This window comes from Pseudoalteromonas sp. NC201 (assembly GCF_002850255.1).
Lineage (GTDB): Bacteria > Pseudomonadota > Gammaproteobacteria > Enterobacterales > Alteromonadaceae > Pseudoalteromonas.
In genome coordinates, this window is the sequence record NZ_CP022523.1 from 850896 (window position 1) to 876577 (window position 25682).

A 25682-nucleotide genomic window follows, 5' to 3' on the forward strand; every position below is an offset into this window, starting at 1 on the left:
CGATGGAACGGCTGAGCGCGTTATCAGAAATTAGGCTGGTACTCACGGTGTTTATGCAGTTCTATAAAAGGCATCTTTGGTTGTTTTTGTTATTCGTTTTTGGCTTATCTTTGGGTAGTGCTTTACTTGGCTCAATTCAAGGACTAAATCAAGAAGCAACGGATCGTTACCAGCAAACCAGCGCACTTATAAATAATCCAATTAGTCACTTTGTTCGGCCAAGCGTAGGCCGCGAGATGTTGACTGGAGATGTATGGACGGCGCTGCGAAACGCAGGAGTCGTATCCGCTGAGCCAGTTTTGGAAGGTGTGCTGGTCGTGCCCAGTGAGAACAGGCTTCGCATTAAAGGGGTTAATACTTTGAAATGGCTTTCTCTACCTAAAGTGCAATCACAGGGAGATAAGTCAGGCAATCAAACTGCACCATTACAATTCGGATTTAATACAATTTACGTATCTGAGGAGATGGCCCAACATTTGTCGCTCAGAAGGCATGAAGTGCTCAAGCTTCTTGATACGGATGTGCATTTCGCTGTTTTATCGGAACTTACTGGCGATGTTGCAATAGCCGATATTGCATTAGTTGACCATTTACTGAATTCAGCAGGTCGAATTAGTTATATAGAGATCTCAAATGCAGTATTGGATGAGGCAAAAGTTAGGCAGATTTTAGGTGATAAAGCACAGCTGCAAAGTGCACAAGCGCAGTCTTTCGACTCGTTGTCGAAGGCGTTTTTCTTCAACCTGCAAGCGCTTGCATTCCTAGGCTACGTGGTTGGCGCTTTTTTAAGTTTTAACGCTATAAAGCTTTGTCTGCACGCAAGAAAGAAACTACATCAGCAACTCACACTACTTGGATGTATTCAAGCAAATGTAGTCGCAGCGGTAGTCATTGAGGTGCTCGTCTTAAGCTTGATTGCTGCATTGGTGGGCGCAGGTGTGGCTTTCCTAGGGGCGAACTTATTGGTGAGCGAGATCTCTATGGCGTTAGAGAGCCTATTTGCATTAGATAGGCGTTTACCGGTTAATTTCAGTTGGTTAGTCGTGCTGCAAGCATTTGTGTTAAACCTTTTGGTACTTGCAAGTGTGGCATATTGTCAAGTAAAGCCTCTTACTTTTTATAAATCTTGGCAGAGTAAAATAGTGAGTGGAAGTCTATTGGTTACGGCCGCTGGGTATTTTTATCTTGGTAGCGAAGCGCCATTTCATGCGCTTGGGTTGTGCGTTTGCTTACTGTTGCTCTTTTTTATGATAACACCAGTGGCACTGTGGGCTGCGTTTAAAGGTATTCCAACTCAGCATCCATTAGTCAAATGGATGAAAGCAGACAGTGTCGAGCAGATCAGAGTACTTGCAATCAGTGTTTATGCCGTGTTGCTTGCGGTTGGCACTTCCGTAGGGTTGCAAATTATGGTGAGTAGTTTTAGCTCAGCTTTGCAGATCCATTTAGATGGTCGCCTTAGCGCAGATCTATATGTGCGGCCTAGTGAAGTTACCGATGTGCAATATCAATGGCTCTTAAGCCAAAAGGATATTGAAAAGGCCGGTGTATTTTGGCGTGCAGAGATAAGTTATGGCCTGGGCTCACATCAACAAGGCACTCAATCAGCAAGTTTGATTAGCTTTGGTCGCTCTGGCGAACATCACTACAATCTTACGCTGCTTGCGGGAGCTGTACCTAATAACGAAGTGCTTTACTATGATGCGAATAAAAATGTGAGTGGGTGCCTTGCCAACGAGCCAAGCAAATTATTGTATGGCGTAAAGTTGGGTCAGCGTATTCGTTTGCAACAAGGCAAAAAGCATATTAACTGTGAGATAACGGGTTTTCATTACGATTATGGCGAACAGCGCGCGGTGTTCGTCGCTGTTAGTGACGCAATTGAAAACGCCGGGCTTAACTATGAAGCATATGGTTTTTCAATTGTTCTAAAGCCAGATATTGATACCGCTTTATTTAAGCAAAAGGTCATGCAGCAATTCCATTTAAACGACTCACAAGTGGTTCAAAATCAGCGCTTTAAACAATACGCTACGCGTTTGTTTGAACATACGTTTTACGCAACGCACGCGTTAAATTTAATGATAGTTGCTATCGCGCTATTTGGGTTGTGGGTATCATTACTGACTCTCGGCGCTAAGCAAATTCAACCTTTGGCCATCTTAAAAACATTAGGCGTTACCACTTGGCAAGCATTTGCTATTAAATTAGGGCAGAGCGCTGTTATTCTGCTTGTGAGTTTAGTGTTGGCGACGATACTCGGGGGAATGCTCGGGTGGATATTACTTAAATTTGTGATGCCAATTGGCTTCGGTTGGACGATCCCTTTTCTATTACCTTATCTTGAGATCGCGGTCTTTATCACCCTCATTTTTAGTTTAGCTTTGCTGGTTAGTGTACTACCTCTACTCAAACTGAGTCGTCACGATACTGCGGATCTGTTGTATGAAGACTAATTATCTTATCGTTTTATTACTGTTAATGGTGGGAGTCGGCTGCACTCCGGAGCTGTCAGAAGCACCTGCTTCAAAACGTGATTTTTTCAATCTTCAGTTGGGCGATCCGGTCTCTCCCGTATATCAGTTAAGTTTTCCGCGTGATCACGGTAGCCATCCTGATCAAGGCATTGAATGGTGGTATGTTACTGCAAACTTAAAAAGTGATTCAGGGCAAGAATTTGGTGTTCAATGGACGTTATTTAGAACCTCAGTTGTCAGCGTTCAATATGTCAGTCCATGGTGGGATGGTGAGTTATACTTTGCGCATTTTGCAATTCAAGACAATACCAGGCACCAAGCTTTTGAACGTTATGGCAGAAAAGGACAAGTAAAAATTCAAGCTGATCCATTTATCACGCAATTAGATAATTGGTATTTGCGCAGCGCGACGGAAACATTTTTTCCGTTAACGCTCCATGCTGAGGAAGAAAAAAACCGTGTTAATTTAACACTGAGAAAAAGCCCGATAGTGCTTCATGGGAACAATGGTTACAGTGAAAAAACGTCCGACGGCCACGCTTCCATGTACTACAGCTATCCTTTTTTAAGCGTCTCGGGTGAGCTTACTTTTCAAGGTGACACACATCAAGTCAGCGGTGACGCGTGGCTCGATAGGGAATGGTCTTCCTCGTTTATGAGTAAGGCACAAAGCGGCTGGGATTGGTTTAGTATTCGCGGTCAAGACAGATCGAACGGCGCACTAATGGTATTTTGCATTCGTGATAGCCAACAAGTCTACAGAGATTGCCGAGGCACTGAAATTACAGCTGAGGGTAGCACGACAGAAATAGCGCATAAGGATATTCAATTAAGTGTTTTGGAGCAGGTTTCGTTAGATGGAGTAAGCTATCCATTTAAATGGCAACTACGGCTAAAGCACAGTCCTGTTATTCTGATCGAAAGTATCAATCGTGATGCGAGAAACCAGCTGACTATCCCGTATTGGGAAGGAAGAGTAAAAGTGTCCGGTGGCTATATAGGTGAAGGGTACGCTGAGCTAGTCGGATACGAATAGCCCGCATTGGCTATACCGATTAACTTGTACCTATATTGTCTTTAAACTTCCTAGTGAGATAGTACTAGGGCCTGTTGATCTTTCAAGTTTGTTTTTGCAGCAGTTTGACTGGTATTTATACAAGGCAGAGCCTGCGTAGCATAGTTATTCTATGTAAGTCAGGTGATAACACAGTAGAAATGCCAGTCAAGCGCTGCCCTTTGGGTTCACCTGAGTGCGCTTTGTTCATTGTTGCTCAACTTTTGCCTAGATTACTAGGCGGCAAGTCGAGCGTCGCGACCAAAACACACTCAGAAGAACAAAAATCAAACAGCAAAGGTCAACAGGCCCTAGCCCACAATAAATATGAATTTATCCTGAAATCTTGTTTTAACAGCGATTTTTTCTGTCAAACTCAGTCCTAGAAAGCTAGACTCTAGGAATATCTTACTATCCGTGTTGCTATGTTAAATACGTTTTTTGTAACCGATCCCGCACCAGAGTTGCTACTCAACGGAACTTATGATGCTACGCTTGTAGCGTTATCTGTGCTTGTGGCTGTTATCGCCTCATTTTTTACGCTTATCCAGATTGACTTTGCTGAGCAAAATCAAAATAGTCGTATAAATCGGCTTGCAAAATTTGGCGGTGCTGTAGCCATGTCTGGTGGTATTTGGAGTATGCACTTCATTGGCATGTTAGCGTTCTCACTTTGTGTTGAAGTGGATTACGATCCTTGGCTTACTGCGGCGTCCATCTTCCCCGCTTTCTTAGGTTGTTGGGTTTCGTTTGATTTGATAACTCGACCAAATGTCACACTTGCAGTAAAGGGGCTCGCCGCGGTCATTTTAGGGGCGGGCATTGGCACCATGCACTATAGCGGTATGGAAGCCATGCAGCTTGGCCCTATGCTGGGTTACGACCCCGCACTTTTTGGTTTATCAATTGTCGTCGCTGTGTCACTTGCCTTCATCGCAATTCAAGCAAGAAGTAAACTGCGTGATTATGTCAGTGATAACAATATCAGTGTTGTAAGATGGCTAGGCGCTTTGGCACTTGGGGCATCGGTGTCAGGAATGCATTACACGGGCATGCAGGCGGCAAAATTTGTATCTGACTCACCAATTATCAGCCAAGAAATGCAAGAGCAGCATACTCAATCGCTTGCATTGTTTATTGCTGCTGTCAGTATGATCATTAGCGCTTTATCTGCGCTTATTCATACCGCGAGCAAGTACCGCTCAGTGGCTGCAGACAAAGCCGCTAATGAATCTAGGCTTGCGGCTATCCTAGAAACAGCCGTTGATGGGATCATCACTATCAATGGTGATGGTATCATTAAAAGCTGTAACCCGTTAGTTGAACGAATTTTAGGATGGTCTGAGCGAGAAACGCTTGGTCGCAATGTTGCTGTGTTTTTACCTAAAGAAGCGCAAACGAAAGTATCATTCGACAGCACTTACCTTGAACAATTTAAGGGGGTTGGCCGTGAAATCAAGGCGCTACACAAGCAAGGGCATCTGGTACCTATTCGGCTGGGAATAGGAGAGGTTGAGTTAAAAGACCAAAGCGCGTTTTATGTGGGTTTTATCACTGACTTAACAGCGCAAAAGCAAATGGAAGAAGCACTGATTGAGCAGGAAGCGCGTCATCGGACGCTGCTAAATAACATGCCTGGCGTGGCATTTCGTTGCCGGATTGATAGCAAATGGACGATATCGTTCGTAAGTCCCATTGTCGAGCAGCTTACAGGCTACCGAGCAGAAGAATTTATTTCTGGGCAAGTTCATTTTGCCAGCTTGATTATTGAAGATGACAAAAGCTTAACGCACGATGTGGTTGAACAAGCACTGCAATGCGGCAAAGCGAGTTACTCGCAGGAATATCGAATATTACACAAATCAGGCCATACCAAGTGGGTGCTGGATAAAGGTTCATTTGAATACGATCAAGCGGGTAAAGTTGAGGGCATTGCGGGCGTATTACTTGATATTAGCGAGCGCAAGAACATGGAAGACGAACTACGTGGCGCAAAAAGCATTGCTGAAAGCGCAGCAGCGTCCAAGCAAGCGTTTTTAGCGAACATGAGTCATGAAATTCGCACACCGATGAATGCCATTTTAGGATTTAGTGAAGTACTGAGAGAGTCTGAGCTGAAACCTGATCAAAGTAAGCATGTAAATACGATACTTACGAGTGCAAAGGCACTACTGCACTTGCTTAACGATATTTTAGACTCCGCTAAGCTGGACCAAGGCAAGCTCGACCTGATTGAGAATGATTTCTGTATTTCTGAGCTACTCGACAACGTGGTATCGACGTTTTGGTATCAAGCAAAGAAAAAGGGCTTAAAACTAGAGCTCACGATGAGTCACAGTTTGCATCAAACTTATCATGGTGCTTCCGACCGCTTACGGCAGGTATTGGTAAATTTATTGGGTAATGCCATTAAATTTACTGCACAGGGCCGTGTAGAGCTTAGCGTTGAGTCCTCTCATGACAATTATGTACTGTTTAAAATTGCGGACACAGGTATAGGGATTGCCAACGATAGACTAGATTCAATTTTCAATCCCTTTGAACAGGCCGATGAGAGCATGAGTCGCCGCTTTGGTGGTACAGGCCTTGGAACGACCATTAGTCGCCAGCTAGTCGAGTTAATGGGTGGAAAAATATGGGCTCACAGTGAGCTTGGAAAAGGGTCTACTTTCTACTTTACTGTGCCTCTTAAGAAAATCGCGGCATTCACAATAGCGCAAGATGTTCATGTCGAACTTCCCCCATTAAATATCTTGGTTGCCGATGATATTCAACAAAATACCGAATTGTTGAGCTTATTACTTGAAAAGCAAGGTCATAGTATAGAGGTCGCAGGGGATGGGCTTGAGGCCATCGAAAAAGCAAAAGCGCAACAATACGATCTTATTCTAATGGATATTCATATGCCGGGTTGTGATGGACTTGAGGCGACGCGCACTATCAAAGCATATGAACGAGAAAATAGGCAACAAGAGACACCGGTAATCGCCCTCACCGCGAGTGTGTTAGGCGAGGATAGAGCGGCTGCAAAAGCTGCAGGGATGGCTGCATTTGCCTCAAAACCAGTGGTGATAGAAGATTTAACTCGCACTATTGCTGAAACGCTCAATATCAATATTGCTCATACGGCGATTGGAGTAAGGCAAACCAGCAACAAGCAGCTTATAAATAGAGCTAGAGCGATAAATTTGTGGGGCAGTGAAGCTCGATTTTTAAAAGAATTGGCGCGTTTTTGGGATGGTAAAAGAGAAGAAGTGGTAGCGCTTTTTGCCCACGAAGGTCAGTTTACGAATGATGTACTACAGAATATTCACACCATCAAAGGCGTTGCTGGAAACTTGGCGTTGGAGACACTTTTTGCTCTGCTTGAGCAAATAGAGGGTAAGAAGGAAATTGACGAGCGCTTGAGAGCTAAAATGGCGCTCATTATTGAAAAACTAGACGACGTGGTTGGACTGAGTGATGAAGAAGTTGTAACCAACGCGTTGAGTGAGGGCGACGTTTTTTTGTTTAAGCAAAACTTGCCACAAGTAAAAGAGATGATAGATGAGGCGCAAGTCGAGGATGATGTGCTTGACGCATTGTTAGAGAGTGCGCCCCTTACGTACCGAAGCCAGGTAGAGGCGTTGAAACATGCATTGGATGATTTTGAATTTGAACGTGCGGAGGAAATTCTCGCACAATTAATGAGTACTGATGTGTAATGATAAATGACCACAAGCCTCTGATCCTAGCCGTTGACGATGAAGCAACGAATCTCCAAATTTTAAAGCAAACGCTGGGTAATCAGTATCGTATGAAGTTTGCAAAGTCTGGAAAATTGGCGCTGGAGCTAGTAGATAAGGAACTACCTAACTTAATTTTACTCGATGTTATGATGCCAGAAATGACAGGCTTTGAGGTTTGCTCCAAATTAAAAGAAGACCCTACCACAGCGAGGATCCCGGTGATTTTTGTGACTGCCTTGAGTGAAGAGTTTGACGAAGCTCGAGGCTTTGAGTTAGGTGGTGTTGATTACATTACAAAGCCTATCAGCCCTGCGATAACTAGAGCGCGAGTGAAGACGCACTTGTCTTTAGTCAGTGCTACTGAGCTTAAAAGTGCATACGTTGAACTGATGCAGCGGCTCGGTCAGGCGGCGGAATACAAAGACAATGAAACAGGCCAGCATATTGCGAGAATGAGCCGCTACTGCTTTGTGCTTGCTAAAGCTTGTGGTTTACCGGAAGCGTATGCAGAAGATTTGATGCTCGCCGCCCCGATGCACGATATTGGCAAGGTCGGTATTGCCGACAGCATTTTGCTGAAACCTGGACGTTTAGATGCCGAAGAATATGAGGTGATGAAACAACATGCTGAGCTGGGTGCAAACATACTTGCGGACTCTGATTCAAAACTCGTCAAGCTTGCATATTTAATGGCGATGGAGCACCACGAGAAATTTGATGGAAGCGGTTATCCAAAAGGATTAAAAGGGGAAGAAATCTCACTTGAAGGACGGATCTGTGCGCTTGCGGACGTGTTTGATGCGCTTACTTCAAAGCGCCCATATAAAGAGGCTTGGCCTATCGAAAAGGCATTGGCCTTCATTCATTCTGAAAGTGGTAAGCACTTTGACCCAAAATTAGTTGAATTGCTCGATGAAAACCTACCAGAAATCCTAAAGATTAAAGCGCAGTATGACTAATCCCCTGTGCGTGGTAGACATTATTCTCAATTTCCCATTGATGAAATTGAAAACGGTGTTTACCAATCAGCGCCAGTCCCAGTTTTTCGTAAAATCGATTTGATTCGTTCTCGACCCAAGTATAGAGCCAGTACCGCTCGCCAAGTTTGTCTACCATATGAGAAAGTAACCGCCGACCTATCCCACATCCTTGAAACCGGCCTAGCACATAGAGTCTCTCTACTTCAAAGCCAAGATCTTGCTGGTGGTATCTCGAGTGACGGTTAGCTTGAATATAACCTTGTATCGCACCTTGATGCGTTGCGATGTAAATGCTGATCTCTTCTTGCTGTAGCAAAGATATAAAGTAGGTTTCTGTAAAGGTAGAAAGCGCATATTCTGCGTATTCTTGTCGGAGTCCTTGGACTGCATAGGTATCGAGCCAAACCTGAATCGATAGCGCGGCAAGCTTTAATGCATCAGAGGGTACAGCTGGGCGAATTGTGGCGTTGGGCATTACGTTACCTTATCCATTATTTGCGCATATTGGTAATACGCTAGTTGGCCCAATCTTCTTAATTGTGGCATTGGAAATTTAGGCAGCGGCTTTGTATAGATGGGTAAATCAGGCACTTTATGACCCATTAATTTTTCAGCAAGACGAATGCTTGCCTGAGCACTAAATGCCACACCTGAGCCACAATATCCGAGCACATATCCAGTGTTATTTTCACTGTAGATATGGGGAAGATCATCAAGCGCAGCGGCAATATAACCACTCCAAAAATAATCAACTTTAACATCGAGTTTAGGAAAGCAATCGTTAAGCGCTGAACGCAAGTTGTGTTGGTATTTAGCGTTATCCTGATCGTGGCCAAACACCGCACCTCGTCCACCAAATAAAATGCGATTGTCGGGAAGGCGACGATAGTAGTATTTAAGCCGTCTGGTATCCATAACGACTTGCTCTGTCATTAAGCCATTGACAGCAAGTTGCTCATCGCTGAGTGGTTCAGTCACGATAATACTACTTAAAATAGGCAGGTAACGTCCTTGAGTTAATGGCGAAAAATGTCGTTGAGCGTATGCATTTGCTGCGATCACGACTTTGTTCGCCGAGACTCTGTGGCCATTCACTTCTAGCTGGTGGTTGCCATTTGGGTTCTGGTGGTGGGTGGTGACCAAACTATTTTCATAAAGTTGCACACCAGCTTGCTGTGCTAAAGCCTTGTAACCTAGTAACAGCTTCAAAGGGTGAACACCAAACGCGTTGTCAAATCGCAATGCGCCAAACCCTTGCTGGTTGTGCATATAGGTTTCGGTCAGTTGTTGCTGAGACAGTAACTGATGGCTCTTGCTACCCATGGTTGCAGTGAGAAATTCGGACTGCGCTTTTAGTAGCGAAAATGCTTGCTGATTGTGTGCAACTTTCAAATAGCCAGATGCTTGCACGTTGCAATCAATGTGATTGGCGTCGATATGTTCACGGACCAAAGCAACGGCGTTGTTGTACTCTTGATATATGGCTTTACTGACATCCAGACCATACTTTTTGGCCAGTTGCGCATAACCAAGCCGTCCCGTACTTGGTAGCACAAATCCCGCATTTCTCGCGCTCGCGCCAAAGCCAACTTGATTGGCTTCAAATAGGGCAACGCTTTGGTGATGAGTGGTTGCCAAATGGTAGGCGGTAAGTAAGCCCGTAAAACCACCACCGATCACAGCGATATCTACTTGTAATGATTTATCTAGCGAAGGGGTGGGGGTACCTATAGGGCAGGTTGCAGCCCAGTAGCTATTGGCAAAAGCTTGGCCTTGGCAATGTGGCTGAGTGAGTGGATCAAACCCTGACATCTTAAAACTCCAATACCATTTCTGCTGCTTGGCAATGGCATTCAGTACCACAAATAGTACAGACATAGCCGTGATAGATACAGTCGTCTAACCACTTATCATCATGGACTTTAATCAGTTTGCCACCGGCCTTAGTGAAGTATTTAACTGCACCGTTACCTGGGCTTTGTTTCCAAAGATGTGCAACGCCAGCTCTCGCGCCTTGTTGTGTTAATGCTGTTATTGCGTGTTTTAGTAATTGGGGTCCAATACCTTGGCCCTGTGCGTTCGGTGATACCGCGATACATTTAAAATATGCCATATCATTTTGATCAACAGGCCACAAAGACGGTGAACTCCACCTATCTATAGGCCATTGTCCGGCGCTATATGATGTTCTAAAACCGAGTAATTCGCCTTCATCGTTTAGGGCAACAAAGGAAGCATTAATACCGTTTTTACAGCCTTTTTGGTGCATTTGTTCAATGCTTGCGTCATCAAGATAATTATCACCATGAACGAGATTACCAAGTGCGATAACACGCTCGAAATGTTCTGGTTGTAAAGGAATAATTTTCATAGGCTGCTCTATTGTTGTTATTTACTGTGAGGCGTTTTGATTAGCATATCACGTTAGATTATGTACCAAAAACGCTAAGGTTCATCGATTTGAGTAAATGTTATTACATATGTTGTAAGAATAAAAAGTGAACAAAATTTGACAGCGATGTCATTTTGTTAATAATTGTTGAATTGATGAGTCTCATTATTAACAACAACATGTAAAGGAAAAGTATGAATACTCTAAAACTAGCGACTGCAGTTTCGCTTGCCATAACGGCAAGTCAAGTAATGGCCATGAGTCCGCTGCCCGATCCACAAAACCCGAATGGTTATATTGTTTCTCGAATAGAATTGAAGAATGCCGAGAGCGCGAAAACCAACAACCCTATGTATGCTATTTGGTCTAAAGCACTGGAAACAAGAGATAATACAGTTGTAGAGGCAATTTCGCCGGGCCTTGCCAGTAACCCTGATAATGTAAAAAGAGCTGAACGGGTATTTGGTCAAACCCAGTGGCAATTTCTTACGCAAATGGCGGCACCTGAATACACCTACACGCGTTTTTTACGTGCCATTGGTAAGTTTCCCGCATTTTGCGGCGACTATACTGATGGCCGAGATGCCGATGCAATTTGTAAACGCTCTATTGTGACTGCTTTTGCGCATTTTGCCCAAGAAACAGGGGGGCATATTGCCAAAGGCAACATTTCTGATAACCCTCTCGGGTTAGAAGAATGGCAACAAGCTTTGGTGCATGTGCGTGAAATGGGTTGGTCAGAAGGACAAGTTGGTTATACCACAGGGTGTGGACAAAATGACTGGCAAAACCGCCGTTGGCCATGTGGGGCGGGACAAGGATATTTTGGCCGAGGCGCTAAGCAGCTTTCATATCACTTCAACTACGGCGCGTTCAGTGAAGTCATGTTTAACGGTGATGCCACGGTGTTATTAAACAATCCGGGCTTAGTGGCTGACTCTTGGCTAAATTTAGCGTCTGCAATTTGGTTTTTCTTAACGCCGCAAGCGCCAAAACCTGCAATGTTACACGTTATTGATAGAACTTGGACGCCATCCTTGCGTGAAAGTGAGGCTGGGATTGGTTATGGCTTTGGTACCACGATTAATATTATCAATGGTGGTATTGAATGCGGCGCGCAAAATAAAGACAAAGGCCAGCCCGTTAACCGTATTCGTTATTGGGAAGGGCTTTCGCATTATTACAACATCACCATTGAAGCCGATGAAGAAAATACCTGTTGGCAGCAAACACCATACGGAAGCTTAAATCTTGACGGCGCAACTGATGTCCTCTACACCAACTGGGAAGGTGATTGGGCTTATTATGCAGATCGCCCCGGAGGATATTCATTTGAGTGTAAACTCGTAGGGTATCAGACGGCTTATTCAGCGCTTGTGCCAGGAGACTACGAAAAATGCGTGACAAATTTTTATCAATCACACGCAAGCTGGCCTGAAGTGCGAGTTGTCGATGATTTACCAACCAACCCGACTGAACCGCCTGTTGACGGTGTACCCGCTTGGGATGCCGACAAGGTTTACTTAAAAGGTGATAGAGCGAGCTACAATGGTGTGATCTACGAAGCCAAGTGGTGGACTAAAGGCAATATACCTGCTGCCGATGGCTCTGGCCCTTGGTTGGCTGTTAACTAGATAGTGTTGGCGGGTTTCCCGCCTCTATTCTTAATAGATTTATTTTTTCTAAAACTCACCTTGTATTACTTTTAGTTCTATTGATTTTTTCAAAATACCCCACCTTACTACAATTGTAATCTTATTTTATTGTTATTTATTTAATTTTTTGTTTTTATTAATTGTTTTTTGATCGTTTTTGGTTTTTTATATTTTTTAATATTTAAAAAACTGTATGTTGTGTTTTTCAAGTTTTTGAAAAAAATTCCCAAATTTGTTCTTTGTTTCGCTTAATTGAGTTTTTATTGATGTACATTTTGTTGTTTTTTATATGTAACTTCGTTGTGGCTAAGGTGCTAGGATGGGATTCCCTTTTGCTCACAGATTAACCAAAGAGTACTCCGTCCTAAAATCACCTTTCCAATCTGTTCTTCTTCGTTTCGCAGCTAAACGGTCTTTTTACCTTGATGTTGCGCAACTTGTTGAAATAAGGCTAGCCCATTATCAACATCAAATGCACTAACCACATTTAGCGCATTGTACACATTGTCTTTCCAGCATCCTCGAAGCATCTATCAATTGCTATGTGTGGCTTTTGAGGTGCTTCTCGACGAGAATTAATCCATTTTAACAGTGCCTCGAGTAAAGTATCTGCATCTAATGCTCTGATTATATTAGCAACACAATGACGTTTTGGAATGTCATTTTCAAAGGAACAATGATGCCTTAGCCAATCCAGTTGCAGCTCACCAAACTTTTGAATTGATTTCCATCCGTCAGCGCCACTAAATATGGCAATCAAAGTTAATATGTCGACAAGACCATTACATCAGGTTCTTTAATATTAACATCAGTTCTAGGGTCTTCAATCCAGCTTAAATGTGCAATGATGCTCATTGTAACGACCTAAAAAATTGCAATGCTCAATCAGATCATAAAAGCCCAATACTCGTCAATTTACAGTTCGCTCCCGTCCTGAGTAGCTAATTAGGACTTTGTACTAATTTGTTACGTTATAGTGCCTGTTTGACAATCCATGATATAGTCTCTAAGAAAATTTTTGTTAATTTGTTATGGTTGAATATTTTGCTTGGTAGGCAAAATATAATGTATCGAGCACCATTCTAAGGATAGGTTTTATGGTTAAAAGAACAGGTACTTTATTTGCCGTTTCGTCTTTGTTATTTGTTTTTGGTTGCGGTGGAGGGAGTGATTCAAATGATCCTATACCGGATCCAATTAAACCGCCACCAGATCCAGTTATAGTTGAGCCCGATCCCAGTGTGTTTATGGACGCAATTGAACAGCAGGGCAAACAGTACGTCTCTGATGCAATTGAGTTCATAACCTCGCAGGGTATAGACTGTACGGATACGACAGCGACCCATGAAATGTGCGATATCGTTAATGTAAAGTTTAATGATGGAGTGTTTGACCAATCTCGGACAAAGTCATCGCAAACATTGCTAGTTTTAGATTATGGAATGGACTTTCATACGGCGCTTAGATACCGCTCTCGAGTCAAGGCTGCGTTTAAATATGACCCTCAATCCAAAACTTTTATCGCGGATAACCCAGAGGTAAACCTTTCAAAGCTGGGAGTTAAACTTTTAACAGAGGTCAATCGGTTTACCTTTACGAATGAAAAATTTGACTCTCCGCAGCCTGCATTTCTACCCGCCGCGTGGTTATCTGATCTCGCTATTAAATATAGGGCAGTAGTGCCTGCAGATAAAGCAGATAGAGTCACGAAGCGTAATTTTAATAGTCATGGCACTAAGGTATTTGGTTATCTTGCTCAGCATAACCCTGAGGCAGAGTTTGTTGTTATTGATACCGAGTCTTTCTCACCTTTTATTCAGCATAAAAACGCGCTCTGTGCGCAAGATATTGGCGAGTTTTCCAGTTACATGGCAAGTGCCGCAAGCTCGCTGACGGCGGATATTATTGAAGCAAACGAAGTTGAATTTATTAACTATTCGGGTGGCTTTACGCTGCAAGATGTGTATATCGCATGGGAGCAGAATGCGTGTGCGGGAGAGCTGAATAGCGCAAAAGCTACTGAATTTTTATATGCTTTGAAGCCTGTTTATGAGGCAATATTTAGCTCTCCCAAAGCGCTTGCATTTCATGCTGGTAATACTGATGCTGTGACAAGCAAGGATGACTTGGATCTCATGCCGTTTAGCAATCGAGTTCGGGTATATCAGTATTCGACTTTAGCAAAAAACACGACTATCCAGCCATTTGGAAAGTCTGAGTGGCAACAGGTTTATATAGAGCAGCCAGACAGTTTTGTGGGCAATGAAAGCATAGATTTGTATATTAATGTCGGCTATGACCCATACGACAGCACGGCAAAAAATAGTACGCCTAAAATGGAACCTGATGTACTTGGTATGCGCTATGGTGTAGAGCAAGCCTTGTATGGCTCCTCTTGGACAACACCAGTTGCAACATCATACGCGATAAATGAGCAGGTAAAGCTTGCTACTGAAACGGGTGTGAGCACCTTTGACCCTCAGGAGCTAAAAACAAGACTACTACCAGACTCTTGTAATGATTCTGGTGGCTATCAAGGAAACGAGACGCTCGCTAAGTTTATTGAACAAGGGCAGGGGATGTGTCGTATTCAGGACCCATTGCGTCACCGAGCTGATGAGCTCAACCGTATTGGATATTTAAGCCGATAATCGACTGGCTGTAATAATGTAAAAATGAATCGAAGTCGCATATTGTTGTGTGCTTCGATTCATTACCTTAATTTTAGCTAATATCATAAACTCCAATTGAAGCCCCTTGGTATGCGCGCTAAAATAGTGTTTTAGCAATAATCGAGACCATATTGTGTCTGTAACTCGCTCGTTAGTTCAAACTCTGTCTGAGTGCATTGAACATGTACTAGATACTTCTCTTCATGCCGATAAAGCATTAACTCAACTGCTACAGAATAACCCTCAGTGGAGCCTTGATGAAAGGCAATATGTGGTAAGTAACTATTACCATATCTTTCGCTTTAAGCGGTTACTGGCTTACTTACTTGAGCATGAAGAAATGCCGCTAGATGGCTTTGGTTACTGGTTAACTTGCCAAGTTGTTACAGCGCAGCCGCTTCCAGAGTGGGTGGATACCGAGCGATATAATCTGGAAAAGCTGCAAAGCTTAATTGAGCAGGCGCCTCAAGCCGTTCGTTTATCTTTACCTGATTGGTTAAACGAGGTTGCGCATGAGCAACTGGGTGAGCAGTGGCCAGCGGTTGCATCCGCGCTAAATCAAAGTGCTCAACAATATTTGCGAGTCAATAGCCTAAAAAGTGATATTGCGACTGTGACAGAGTCCTTAGCAAAAGAAGGGATCAAGGTTTCACACGTGGCGCTTGACTCTCACGTTGCGCTAAAAGTTGAGTCCAATAGCCATCTGTTTCGCTCTCAAGCCTTTCAGGCGGGTTGGTTTGAAATGCAAGATGCTGGTTCTCAGCAAATCGTGCCTTTTTTAGAAATACAGCCTGGCCATAAAGTGGTTGATGCCTGTGCAGGCGCTGGTGGTAAGAGTTTGCATATAGCGGCGCTAATGGAGAATAAAGGTCGCTTGTTGTCTATGGATATCCATGAACATAAGCTTGAAACGCTGAAACAACGAGCGAAACGTGCTGGTGTGCATGTTGCTGAAACGCGCGTTATTCAAAACAATAAAACCATTAAGCGCCAAAAAGAGAAGTTTGATCGCGTGCTATTAGATGTGCCGTGTTCAGGTCTTGGTGTATTAAAGCGTAATCCAGATGCAAAGTGGCACTTGAATTCGCAAAATTTAGACACACTTATTGCTTTGCAAACCGATATTCTAGCGCGTTACAGTCAAATGTGTAAGGTGGGCGGCAAACTGGTGTATGCAACTTGTTCAATTCTTCCTTCTGAAAATGAGCAGCAGGTTGAACGCTTTTTGGCAAATAACCCCAATTGGCAGTTAGAAGACTCACTACGTTTACTTCCAGGAGTAAATTCAGAATTTGACGGTTTTTACGCCGCACGATTAGTAAAAAATAGTTAGGAAACAAGATGAACCCAATCATTGCATTACTTAAAGAGCACAATATTTCGGATGAACAGATCCAAGCGGTATTTACCCAGCTGACTGAAAATCCAATGATGGCGATGGCGACTATTCAGCAACTAGGAATTCCACCCGAAAAGCTTCAACAGTTGATGGGCTTGGTAATGCAAAATCCTGCATTGATCAAAGAAGCAGTTAACGAATTAGGTCTTGATTTTGAAAAGGTTGAGGCTGCAAAAGCACAGCTAAAACAGTAACATTAATGGCTAGGGCTAGACAAACTCAGGCTTGTCTAGCCCTAGCTAAATAACTCACATACAGGTCAAATCTTGTGAGTAAAACCACTGTATACCCCAAATAAAAATGTAAGAATTGCAGAAAATAGTGTCGAGCCTATCGCGTAGGCAAGTATTGCCTTACCCCAATTTTTCCACTTTATTAGCTCATTTTCCGCCATTTTATAGTTAAGTATTATGCTGTACAAACCAGAAAATAAGAGCGAAAAAATTGCGTAAAGCTGCTCGCCGAAGATACCAAGCATTAGTGGAATTGAGAATATCAGTATGCTTAGGGTTAGAATAAGCAGGTGTCCTATAGTGTACTCCAGCATTGTGTAGGGCACAGAGCGATACACTAGCTTAGAGGCTAATCCGAGTAAAAATGCCAGGATAAAGACGCGATAAATGTGCGTTGCTTCATATAGTGCGATTTCAGATTGCCATTTGAGCTGCTCTTTCGCTTCCAAAAGTTGACTGCTGGATATGAAGCTGATTTCAAGTAGATGCGAGGCAAGCACGATCACGGTGAGTAGAATAAAACTAAACTTGAAGGGATTACCAAAGCGACTTCTCTGTCCATTCAAGTATCCAAGAATGGTCTTAAAAGGTCGAAGTAATAATCCAAACAGTAATTTAAAAAAAGGGGATTCGAGTTCAAGCAGTGCGCTTTGAAGCAAAATGCGTAAGTGTTTAAAGGTCAGTCTCGATGCTTTTTTCTGTCCACAACCTGAGCAGTACTCGCCAACAAGTTGAGTGTGACAATTTAAACAGTGCGATTGATTGTCAAAATTTGCGTGATCCATAGATGTATTTATTATTTTTTAATATCGATGAATGCTACCTTTTTTTGTCTCTAATAATCAAACAATATAGGTGTTAAGGCCCACTTTTCCAGTACCCCATCAGAACTTATCGTCGTAAGCACATTACTATCGGAGATGTGTACATCATAAACGGTGCTGCCCAAATTCAGTTGTGCTATTGGCCAGCTTACAATTTCTTTTCCCGACGTTAATTCCCATAGCGAAATATATTCCTTGGAAGAGGTGGTTAGCAGAAACTTGTCGTCAGCGATGAATTGCGCACTTCGAAAAAACTTGAAGCGCTGAGGATAGGATAGAGATAACACTGCTTGACCTGTGCGCGTATCAATGAATTTTTGGTCCTGCAGGGCGTCAGATACGAACAGCCAGTTTTCATTTTGTGATAATGCCAAACTGGTAATACGATGAGGCAGCTTATAATCTACGGTGATTTCTTTACTCTGTAACTCAAGCCTTTTGGCGTGACCGTCTAAAGAGGCCGAGTAGAGCGAGGTTAAACTCCGGTTAAAAATCAAATGTGTAATGCTACTTTCATGAAGGTTTATTCTGGTGATAATCCGCTCGTCTAAACTCAAAAGTAGTACGCTGCCGTCATTGTAGCCAAGGACGATAAGCTGCTCGTTACTGGACCACAGGGCCTTGGTAACGCGAATGAACGAGTCAAACTCAGGTAATGGATAACTGGCAACTTCGTTTGAGTGCAATTGCCAGATGTTGAGTTGGGTGTCAGAAATACTCAGAATACTGCGCTTGCTCGGCGCTATTAAAGCGTTACGAAAAGTAAGTTGGTATTTACTTCCTTCAATTTCTTTAATGAGCTGTTGGCTTTGGTTATCCCATACTTGTAGTAAATGATCGTCAATGAGTAGTAAGGTTAGCGCCGCGTCACTTGAAAGTTGTGCGAGACTAACCGGCAACTGAGTTAATTGTATTTGCTCTGCTGGCGCTAAAGTTTGCCTTTTGCTGCACCCGGCGAGGAGAAGCAAAGCGACTATCATTGAGTAAAACGCGAGTCTCATTCTGTACCTTAAGTTTTAGCCTTTCCCTCTTTCTCAAAGAAAGTTAAACACATCCTAATGACAATACCAAAAATGGCTTGTGCTGTATTTATATATCGGCGTAAGGTAAAGCTCCATTAATATTAACCTTGGAGTATGGAGTGAAAGGGTTTCTTGGTTTAGTGTTACTTGCCGCAATTTGGGGTGGCTCATTTTTATTTATGAAGGTGGCTGCCGGTGTCCTTGGTCCTGCTGTACTCATTGAATTTCGAGTCTTATTTGGTGCGTTAACGCTCGCCGCGGTTGCTTTAGTACTAAAGCGTAATTTACATTTTTGGCAGTACAAAAAGCACTTTTTAATCCTCGGACTGTTTAACTCAGCGTTACCTTTTATGTTATTCGCTTATGCCGTGCAAACGCTTGATGCTTCTATGCTCTCAATTTTAAATTCAACCGCACCATTTTGGGGGGTGTTAATCAGTGTGTTTTGGTTAAAAGTGCCGACTCAAAAGTCGGTGTGGCTAGGATGTGGATTTGGGATTGCAGGTGTTATCACACTAGTCGGGTTGGATAGCACTGTATTGGACGAGGGTGCATGGTTACCTATTATTGCAACCCTGTGTGCGACTCTGAGCTATGCGGTGGCCTCTCATTACACCAAAACGGCACCAAAAATGAGCGCATTCAATCATGCCCATGGGAACTTATGGGGCTCTGCGCTATTGGTATTGCCTTTTATTTGGTTTATGCCAATGAGAGAAACGCCTGACTCTACAGTGATAAGTGCGGTAGTTGGACTTGGCATATTATGTACGGGCGTTGCCTATATTCTCTATTTTAAGTTAGTCGAAGATCTCGGCGCGGCGTCTGCTTTATCTGTTACCTTTTTAATTCCTGTGTTTGGGATTTTATGGGGGCATCTCTTTTTACAAGAGCAAATCGGTGCTAACACAATCCTTGGTAGTATTTTAGTTTTGCTTGGAGTCAGTTTAGTAACTGGGTTACAAGAAAAGATATTCCCACCAAAAGCGATGAAGGAGCTGTAGGTGAGAAGTGACGGCCCCTCAACATGGTGCTGTCAAAAAAGTGTTTCTCAGAAACGATAAAAGGGCCTAAAAGGCCCTTTGGTGAAGTATCGTTCAAGTTAGTGTGGTCACTTTAACCCCTTAAAGCAACCAACCAATTGTTTTGCAACTGCGGCTTATCTCAATAAGTTTCTAAGCTAGCGAGAGGAAGAAACCTGCAATTGCTGCACTCATGAGGTTAGCCATAGACCCTGCTAACACTGCTCTGAGCCCTAGGCGAGCGATATCCTTTCTACGACTTGGGGCCATACCACCAAGTCCGCCTAGTAAGATGGCAATCGACGATAAGTTAGCAAATCCACATAAAGCAAATGTGACAATCGCTTGAGTGTGCGTGCTCAACGTATCGCGATAATTCATATAATCTAGGTAGGCAACAAACTCGTTAACTACCAATTTTTGGCCGATAAAACTACCTGCCGTCACGGCTTCCGACCAAGGTACCCCAAGTAGCCAAGCAACAGGGGCAAAGACGTAGCCTAAAATTTCTTGTAGCGTCAGTGTTGGGTAATCAAAAATTCCACCAATACTGCCTAGTAAACCGTTTAGTAGCGCAATAAGTGCCACAAACGCAAGTAGCATTGCACCTACGTTCAGTGCCAAGTGCATACCGCTTGATGCACCAGATGCTGCCGCATCAATTACGTTTACTGGTTTATCATCACCACTATCTACATCAGATAGGTTTTCGTGTGGCTTCTCGGTTTCTGGTACAATCATTTTTGCCATTAAGAAACCACCAGGAGCTGCCATAAAGCTCGCGGCAATGAGGTATTTAAGCTCAACACCAATCGCCACATAGCCCGCCATAACAGAGCCTGCCACCGTCGCCAAACCGCCCACCATAACTGCAAACAACTCTGATTGCGTCATTTTTGGAATAAACGGTTTTACGATCAAAGGGGCTTCCGTTTGGCCGACAAAAATATTTGCCGTAGCTGAAAGCGACTCTGGTCGTGACGTTTGTAGTAACTTTTGCAAGCCACCACCCAAAATTTTAATGATCCAGTTCATAATACCAAGGTGATACAACACAGCAACGAGCGCTGAGAAGAACACGATCACTGGTAATACCTGAATCGCAAAGATAAACCCTAGCGAGTCTTGTTTGGCTAATGGCCCGAACAAGAAACCGATACCGTCATTAGCATAGCTAATCACTTTGGCAACCGCGCTAGACATTGAAGCTAATACATTTTTACCCGCTTCAATAAAGAGTACAAAGCCACCAATAAGGACTTGCAGTAAAAATGCAACGCCTACGGTACGCTTATTAATAGCACTGCGATTTGTCGAACACGCAAATGCTACGCCTAGGAGCATCATCATGCCCACTAAGCTCATAATTGTTGTCATGCCAATTTCCCGTTATTCTTGTAGCAAATATTTTATTTTACTTTTAATAATATCAATCGCAACGCGATTCATACCGCCACGGGTCACAACCAAGTCGGCATTATGCTTGGATGGCTCGATAAACTGATAAAACATCGGTCTTACCGTCGCCTGATATTGTTCTACCACAGATGACAGACTTCTTCCTCTGTGCTCTATATCTCTTTGCATGCGACGCAGCAAACAAATATCCAAAGGTGTATCAATGAACACCTTGATATCAAACTCTTCACTTAATGCAGGATCGCTCAGTAGTAATATACCCTCGACGATTAGTATCTTAGCAGGGTTTACTATTCGGGTTTTATCACTACGTGTATGCTGTCCGTAATCGTAGGTAGGAACCTCTACGGATTCACCTAGGCGAAGCTTAGTTAAATGCTCGCGTAACAACTCGTGTTCAAACGCATCAGGATGATCATAATTCGTTTGAGTACGATGCTCTATAGGTAAATGCGATTGATCTTTATAATAGGCGTCCTCTTCGATTACCGCGATAGTGCCTGAGGCAAGCTCATTCACTAATTCGTTGTAGATCGTTTGACTAAAAAGAGACTTACCAGACGCAGATGCGCCAGCTATGGCTATAATAGTTCGTGTCACTAAAGTTCACACCCAGCAGTTGTTTATGTTGGAAGATCACAATAGCAAAAAAGACACGATTAATCTCTTTTGCCTCGCTTAATGAGCAAATTTAACGGGTTTAGCGGACTCAAAACAGGACTTATGTCCGCTTAAGGGCGACAGAGCCAAATTAGCAAGATCGCAGCTTTTCGTGAATTTTGTGACTATTTTATGACAGCGGACTTATGTCCTGTACGATTTTTTTAACCAAACATAAAGTAACCAACGCTTAAGGTAACCATGTATTTAAGAATAAATAACAGCCTGAGCAGTATAGAGAGGTATCTATGGCAAGAGCAATCATTTTAATGGCGGATAGCCTAGGCATTGGCGCAGCACCGGACGCAGAAAAGTTTGGTGACGTAGGCGCGAATACTCTCGCTCATTTATTACAGGCGTATAAAGAAGAAAAAGGACAAGCGTTAGACTTACCTAATCTTTCTAAACTAGGCCTTATTGCAGCATGTGAAGCTGCAGGTAAAGAAACCTGCGCCGTGGCGCAAACCATAGAGCCAAGTGCTGCTTGGGGATATGCAAAAGAATTATCGAGTGGTAAAGACACGCCGTCTGGCCACTGGGAAATGGCTGGGGTGCCAGTATTGTTTGAGTGGGGTTACTTCCCAAATACTAACCCATGCTTCCCACAAGAATTTATAGATGAGTTGTGCAAACGTGCAGACATCCCTGGTATTTTGGGTAACTGTTACGCGTCGGGCACAACGATTTTAGAACAGCTGGGTGAAGAACACGTACAAAGCGGCAAGCCGATTTGCTACACCTCAGTTGATAGCGTCTTTCAAATAGCCGCTCATGAACAATCGTTCGGACTTGACAAGCTTTATCAAGTATGTGAAATCGCACGGGCACTGCTTGATGAAATGAATATAGGACGAGTGATTGCGCGGCCATTTATAGGCACTTCAAGTGCCGACTTTATTCGTACTGGTAACCGTCGAGACTATTCGGTATTACCGCCTTCGCCGACTGTGCTAGATAAGCTAGCCAATGACGGTGGCGAAGTAATTAGTATTGGTAAAATTGCAGATATTTATGCGCATCAAGGGATCACGCAAAAGCACAAAGCGCCTGGTCTTTTGAATCTGCTAGCAAAGACAAGCGAAGTGATGGACACAGCACCAGACCATAGTCTTATCTTCACCAACTTAGTCGACTTCGATGAAAAGTTTGGTCACCGCAGAAATGCAGTGGGATATGCAGAAGCACTTGCTGAGTTTGACGCATTTTTACCGGAAATTATTGCCAAACTAAAAGCTGATGACTTGCTTTTAGTGACTGCCGACCATGGTTGTGATCCAACCGCAGAAGGCACAGATCATACGCGAGAGTACGTGCCTGTATTGGCGTATACACCGGGTATGAACAATACTCCGTTAGGAGAAAGACAAAGTTTTGCTGACATAGGTCAAACGCTTGCCCAGTGGTTTGATTTAGATGCAACGCAGTACGGTGAAGGCTTTAAGGCCGAGATAAAAGCCTAACTAAAGGAAACAATATGAGCACTCCACACATTAGCGCAAAGCCAGGTGATTTTGCAGAAACGGTATTAATGCCGGGCGATCCACTAAGAGCAAAATACATTGCAGAAAACTTTTTGGAAGATGCTCGTCAGGTAACTGACGTTCGCAACATGTTTGGTTTTACTGGTACTTACAATGGTAAGCCAGTTAGCATCATGGGTTCAGGCATGGGTATTCCATCTATGTCAATCTACGCTCGTGAGCTTATTGTTAGCTTTGGTGTTAAGAACCTGATCCGCATCGGTACATGTGGTGGTATTAGTCAAGACATCAAGATCCGCGATGTGATCTTTGCACAAGGCGCAAGCACAGACTCAAATGTGAATCGTGCTCGTGTACGTGGCTATGACTTCGCTGCAATTGCTGATTTTGGTTTATTAGAAAATGGCGTAAACGCTGCTCGCCGTTTAGGTATTGAAGCAAAAGTTGGTAATGTTTTCACTACAGATACTTTCTATCAAGCCGATGGCGAATTTTATAGAGAATTAGACAAGCTAGGCGTAATGGCTGTTGATATGGAAACAGCTGGTTTATACGGTGTAGCGGCTGAATATGGTGCAAAAGCGATGGCACTATTCACAGTAAGTGATCATGTTATTACTGGTGAGGCAACGCCACCAGAAGAACGTCAAAGCACGTTCAATGAAATGGTTAAAATTGCGCTAGAGTCAATTTAATACGATTTGAAAAGTTCCTTGGTAACGTAATCGCAGAGTTTTGGAGACACGCCTAAAACAACGCGAATCACACCCAAAAAAGCCGCTTGAAGCGGCTTTTTTTTTGATCTTGGTCCATCCAAAATTCCCTCGACTAGTTTAAACTACACAAAGGTGGTAGAGTTTTCTAATGATAAGGTATTGGTGTTAGGTGATGACGATTCTTGCTCTGGGCTTTTTTGCGTTGATGGCGAATGCCGAAGTTGACTTAGATGCATTTGAATCTCTGGTTAAGAACGCGCCAGATGAAGCGCTTAAGGTATACCAAAACGCGATTGCTCGGGAGGATCTTCCAGTTCAAGATTTATATCAACTTCATTATCTTGCGATTAGAGCGAGTGCCAGTACATTTAATAATGCCATTTTTATTAAAGCGCTAGATACGCTTAAAGCACCACCCTTTAAGACTTTGGCGGACGAAGACAGGGCGAAGATTCTGACTAATATTGGTGTTGGCTATCGTCGCCGTAACCAGAATGAACAAGCTATCTGGCATTATCGATGTGCAATGAACGCTCCAGCCAGCTTCCAGCATAAGTCTGCACTTAAAGTGAACATCGCGATTGCGTACACGCGCCTTGAACAACCCGCGATTGGCTACAATCTCTTAAAAAGCGTGGATAGAGAAATGTTACCAAGCTTTATGCAAGCAGGGCTGTTAACTGCGCTTGGCAATGCAACATTTGCAATGGGCGAAACCGATGAGGCGCTGAGCTACTTTGTTGATGCGGCGATCCATTACGCAGAAGATGAAAACTATAGAGCTGTGAAGCAGGTATCAATCAATAGTCTTGGGATATACGTACTTAACTCAGACTTCTCCAGCTATCGCAAAGCGCTTGCTAATATTGCAGCAGAACCTGCCCTAATAGAAGATAATCAGCTTTACCTTGGTTGGTTGCGGGAGCTGGTACAACAGCTAGAGCAAAACAAACAAGCCTTAACCGTGTCGACAACAATGAAAGCCTATTCGCTAGGCGCTGCGAATGCAGGATATGCGTCCATGGTGAATGCGCATATCGACAAGTTTAATCTGTCGCTGCCGAAAGTCACTTCACAGGTCATCGTCAGAGATCCGCTTCCTGTTGAATTGGGAAAACACTGGTGCCCGAAACTTTGACAAAGCCAATTTTTTTGCCATGGTTATGTTATCGTTAAATAAATACGGCTTGTGAGTTTTGGAGAAATAATGTCGCAATGGGTAAAAGGAGAAATCGTCGAAATCACACATTGGACGCCCACATTATTTAGTATCAAATTTGAAGCGGATATCGCACCGTTTAAGGCTGGTCAATATACTAAATTGAGTTTGCAACAAGGGGAAAAGCGCATCGCGCGAGCATATTCTTTTGTAAACCCGCCGTCAGAACCAATTCATGAAGTATTGTTAGTCGAAGTACCCGACGGTAACCTCTCTGTGCCTTTACATCAGCTACAAGTCGGTGATGAGCTAGATGTAACTTACCAAGCAAACGGTTTTTTTACACTAGATGAGCTACCACCTTGCGATACGCTTTGGATGATAAGCACAGGTACAGCGGTTGGCCCATTTTTGTCTATGCTCAGAGAAGGTGACGTGTGGCAGAAGGTTAAGCGGGTGATCCTTATTCATGGTGTACGCCTAAATGCAGATTTGTGTTACCGTGAAGAGCTTGAGCAGTTGCAACAACAAAGAGACGGCTTTACTTATGTGCCGCTCGTCACACGGCAAAAACCAGAGCTCGGTTGTCAGGGCCGTGTCACCGAACTGATAGAAAATAAGCAATTATTAACTCACCTAGGCTATAAGCAGTTTCCTGATAGTAGCCATTTTATGCTCTGTGGTAACCCCGAAATGGTGAAACAATTAAGTGCTCAGTTGCAGAGTATGGGATATGAACGCCACAGGCGAGCCAAACCTGGACAGATCACCGTTGAGCAATATTGGTGA

22 protein-coding genes are annotated in these 25682 nt (G+C 43.4%); 14 read left to right on the top strand and 8 right to left on the bottom strand.

The window, feature by feature from the left end; translation table 11 throughout:
* The first annotated feature begins 2 nt into the window (after positions 1 to 2).
* From PNC201_RS21620 to PNC201_RS21645, 5 genes are all read left to right on the top strand, one after another.
* Positions 3 to 2456, top strand: a complete 2454-nt coding sequence (locus PNC201_RS21620) for an ABC transporter permease (RefSeq protein ID WP_233525266.1) — start codon at positions 3 to 5, stop codon at positions 2454 to 2456.
* Positions 2446 to 3513, top strand: a complete 1068-nt coding sequence (locus PNC201_RS21625; RefSeq protein ID WP_102058397.1) for a lipocalin-like domain-containing protein — start codon at positions 2446 to 2448, stop codon at positions 3511 to 3513. The genes PNC201_RS21620 and PNC201_RS21625 overlap by 11 nt, the downstream gene beginning before the upstream one ends.
* Positions 3514 to 3692: 179 nt before the next feature.
* Positions 3693 to 3917: a hypothetical protein gene (locus PNC201_RS23700; protein ID WP_102058398.1), complete on the top strand. Its 225-nt coding sequence runs from the start codon at positions 3693 to 3695 to the stop codon at positions 3915 to 3917.
* Positions 3918 to 3956: 39 nt separating this feature from the next.
* Positions 3957 to 7235 carry an MHYT domain-containing protein gene (locus tag PNC201_RS21640; protein ID WP_102058399.1) on the top strand — a complete coding sequence of 1093 codons (3279 nt, stop codon included), beginning with the start codon at positions 3957 to 3959 and terminating at the stop codon, positions 7233 to 7235.
* Complete coding sequence (locus PNC201_RS21645; RefSeq protein WP_017217673.1) at positions 7235 to 8218, top strand: HD domain-containing phosphohydrolase; 984 nt, start codon at positions 7235 to 7237, stop codon at positions 8216 to 8218. Before PNC201_RS21640 ends, PNC201_RS21645 begins: the two co-directional genes overlap by 1 nt.
* On the opposite strand, the gene PNC201_RS21650 is transcribed toward PNC201_RS21645, so the two are convergent.
* The 3 genes from PNC201_RS21650 to PNC201_RS21660 are packed head-to-tail and all read right to left on the bottom strand — an operon-like array spanning position 8199 to position 10610.
* The gene (locus PNC201_RS21650) at positions 8199 to 8714 is read right to left on the bottom strand and encodes a GNAT family N-acetyltransferase (RefSeq protein WP_010603732.1); all 516 of its coding nucleotides are present in this window, start codon (positions 8712 to 8714) and stop codon (positions 8199 to 8201) included. The genes PNC201_RS21645 and PNC201_RS21650 overlap by 20 nt on opposite strands.
* Positions 8714 to 10051 (bottom strand): NAD(P)/FAD-dependent oxidoreductase, encoded by a 1338-nt coding sequence (locus tag PNC201_RS21655; RefSeq protein WP_102058400.1) that lies wholly within the window; start codon positions 10049 to 10051, stop codon positions 8714 to 8716. The genes PNC201_RS21650 and PNC201_RS21655 overlap by 1 nt, the downstream gene beginning before the upstream one ends.
* A 1-nt stretch (position 10052) precedes the next feature.
* Positions 10053 to 10610, bottom strand: coding sequence for a GNAT family N-acetyltransferase (locus PNC201_RS21660; protein ID WP_102058401.1), 558 nt, complete (start codon positions 10608 to 10610; stop codon positions 10053 to 10055).
* A 272-nt stretch (positions 10611 to 10882) separates the two neighbouring features.
* Between PNC201_RS21660 and PNC201_RS21665 the strand changes: the two genes are divergently transcribed.
* The gene (locus PNC201_RS21665) at positions 10883 to 12265 is read left to right on the top strand and encodes a chitinase (protein WP_442793318.1); all 1383 of its coding nucleotides are present in this window, start codon (positions 10883 to 10885) and stop codon (positions 12263 to 12265) included.
* 508 nt (positions 12266 to 12773) lie between these two features.
* Here the strand turns inward: PNC201_RS21665 and PNC201_RS23760 are convergent.
* A complete protein-coding gene (locus PNC201_RS23760) occupies positions 12774 to 13046 on the bottom strand; it encodes an ISAs1 family transposase (RefSeq protein ID WP_158299157.1) in 273 nt (90 codons plus the stop codon).
* A gap of 337 nt (positions 13047 to 13383) precedes the next feature.
* Here PNC201_RS23760 and PNC201_RS21675 point away from each other — a divergent pair, with 337 nt between their 5' ends.
* The 3 genes from PNC201_RS21675 to PNC201_RS21685 all read left to right on the top strand — a co-directional run bounded on the left by PNC201_RS21675 (position 13384) and on the right by PNC201_RS21685 (position 16551).
* Complete coding sequence (locus PNC201_RS21675; RefSeq protein WP_102058404.1) at positions 13384 to 14937, top strand: hypothetical protein; 1554 nt, start codon at positions 13384 to 13386, stop codon at positions 14935 to 14937.
* A gap of 154 nt (positions 14938 to 15091) precedes the next feature.
* Positions 15092 to 16291 (top strand): RsmB/NOP family class I SAM-dependent RNA methyltransferase, encoded by a 1200-nt coding sequence (locus PNC201_RS21680; RefSeq protein ID WP_102058405.1) that lies wholly within the window; start codon positions 15092 to 15094, stop codon positions 16289 to 16291.
* 8 nt (positions 16292 to 16299) lie between these two features.
* A complete protein-coding gene (locus PNC201_RS21685) occupies positions 16300 to 16551 on the top strand; it encodes a DUF2999 family protein (protein WP_010369956.1) in 252 nt (83 codons plus the stop codon).
* A 65-nt stretch (positions 16552 to 16616) separates the two neighbouring features.
* On the opposite strand, the gene PNC201_RS21690 is transcribed toward PNC201_RS21685, so the two are convergent.
* Both PNC201_RS21690 and PNC201_RS21695 read right to left on the bottom strand, forming a co-directional pair.
* On the bottom strand, positions 16617 to 17375 hold the full coding sequence (locus PNC201_RS21690; RefSeq protein ID WP_233525267.1) for a DUF3667 domain-containing protein: 759 nt from the start codon (positions 17373 to 17375) through the stop codon (positions 16617 to 16619).
* Positions 17376 to 17425: 50 nt separating this feature from the next.
* Positions 17426 to 18415 (bottom strand): WD40 repeat domain-containing protein, encoded by a 990-nt coding sequence (locus PNC201_RS21695; protein ID WP_102058406.1) that lies wholly within the window; start codon positions 18413 to 18415, stop codon positions 17426 to 17428.
* Between the two features lie 140 nt (positions 18416 to 18555).
* Between PNC201_RS21695 and PNC201_RS21700 the strand changes: the two genes are divergently transcribed.
* Positions 18556 to 19440, top strand: coding sequence for a DMT family transporter (locus PNC201_RS21700; protein WP_010603724.1), 885 nt, complete (start codon positions 18556 to 18558; stop codon positions 19438 to 19440).
* Positions 19441 to 19611: 171 nt separating this feature from the next.
* Here the strand turns inward: PNC201_RS21700 and PNC201_RS21705 are convergent, their stop codons facing one another.
* Both PNC201_RS21705 and udk read right to left on the bottom strand, forming a co-directional pair.
* Positions 19612 to 20835, bottom strand: coding sequence for a NupC/NupG family nucleoside CNT transporter (locus PNC201_RS21705; protein WP_010369948.1), 1224 nt, complete (start codon positions 20833 to 20835; stop codon positions 19612 to 19614).
* Between the two features lie 12 nt (positions 20836 to 20847).
* Positions 20848 to 21477, bottom strand: a complete 630-nt coding sequence (gene udk, locus PNC201_RS21710) for a uridine kinase (RefSeq protein WP_010603723.1) — start codon at positions 21475 to 21477, stop codon at positions 20848 to 20850.
* A gap of 308 nt (positions 21478 to 21785) precedes the next feature.
* Here udk and PNC201_RS21715 point away from each other — a divergent pair, with 308 nt between their 5' ends.
* From PNC201_RS21715 to PNC201_RS21730, 4 genes are all read left to right on the top strand, one after another.
* Positions 21786 to 22997: a phosphopentomutase gene (locus PNC201_RS21715; protein WP_010603722.1), complete on the top strand. Its 1212-nt coding sequence runs from the start codon at positions 21786 to 21788 to the stop codon at positions 22995 to 22997.
* Between the two features lie 14 nt (positions 22998 to 23011).
* A complete protein-coding gene (deoD, locus tag PNC201_RS21720; RefSeq protein WP_102058407.1) occupies positions 23012 to 23713 on the top strand; it encodes a purine-nucleoside phosphorylase in 702 nt (233 codons plus the stop codon).
* 193 nt (positions 23714 to 23906) lie between these two features.
* Positions 23907 to 24872: a hypothetical protein gene (locus tag PNC201_RS21725; protein WP_010603720.1), complete on the top strand. Its 966-nt coding sequence runs from the start codon at positions 23907 to 23909 to the stop codon at positions 24870 to 24872.
* Positions 24873 to 24941: 69 nt separating this feature from the next.
* A complete protein-coding gene (locus PNC201_RS21730) occupies positions 24942 to 25682 on the top strand; it encodes a ferredoxin--NADP reductase (protein WP_102058408.1) in 741 nt (246 codons plus the stop codon).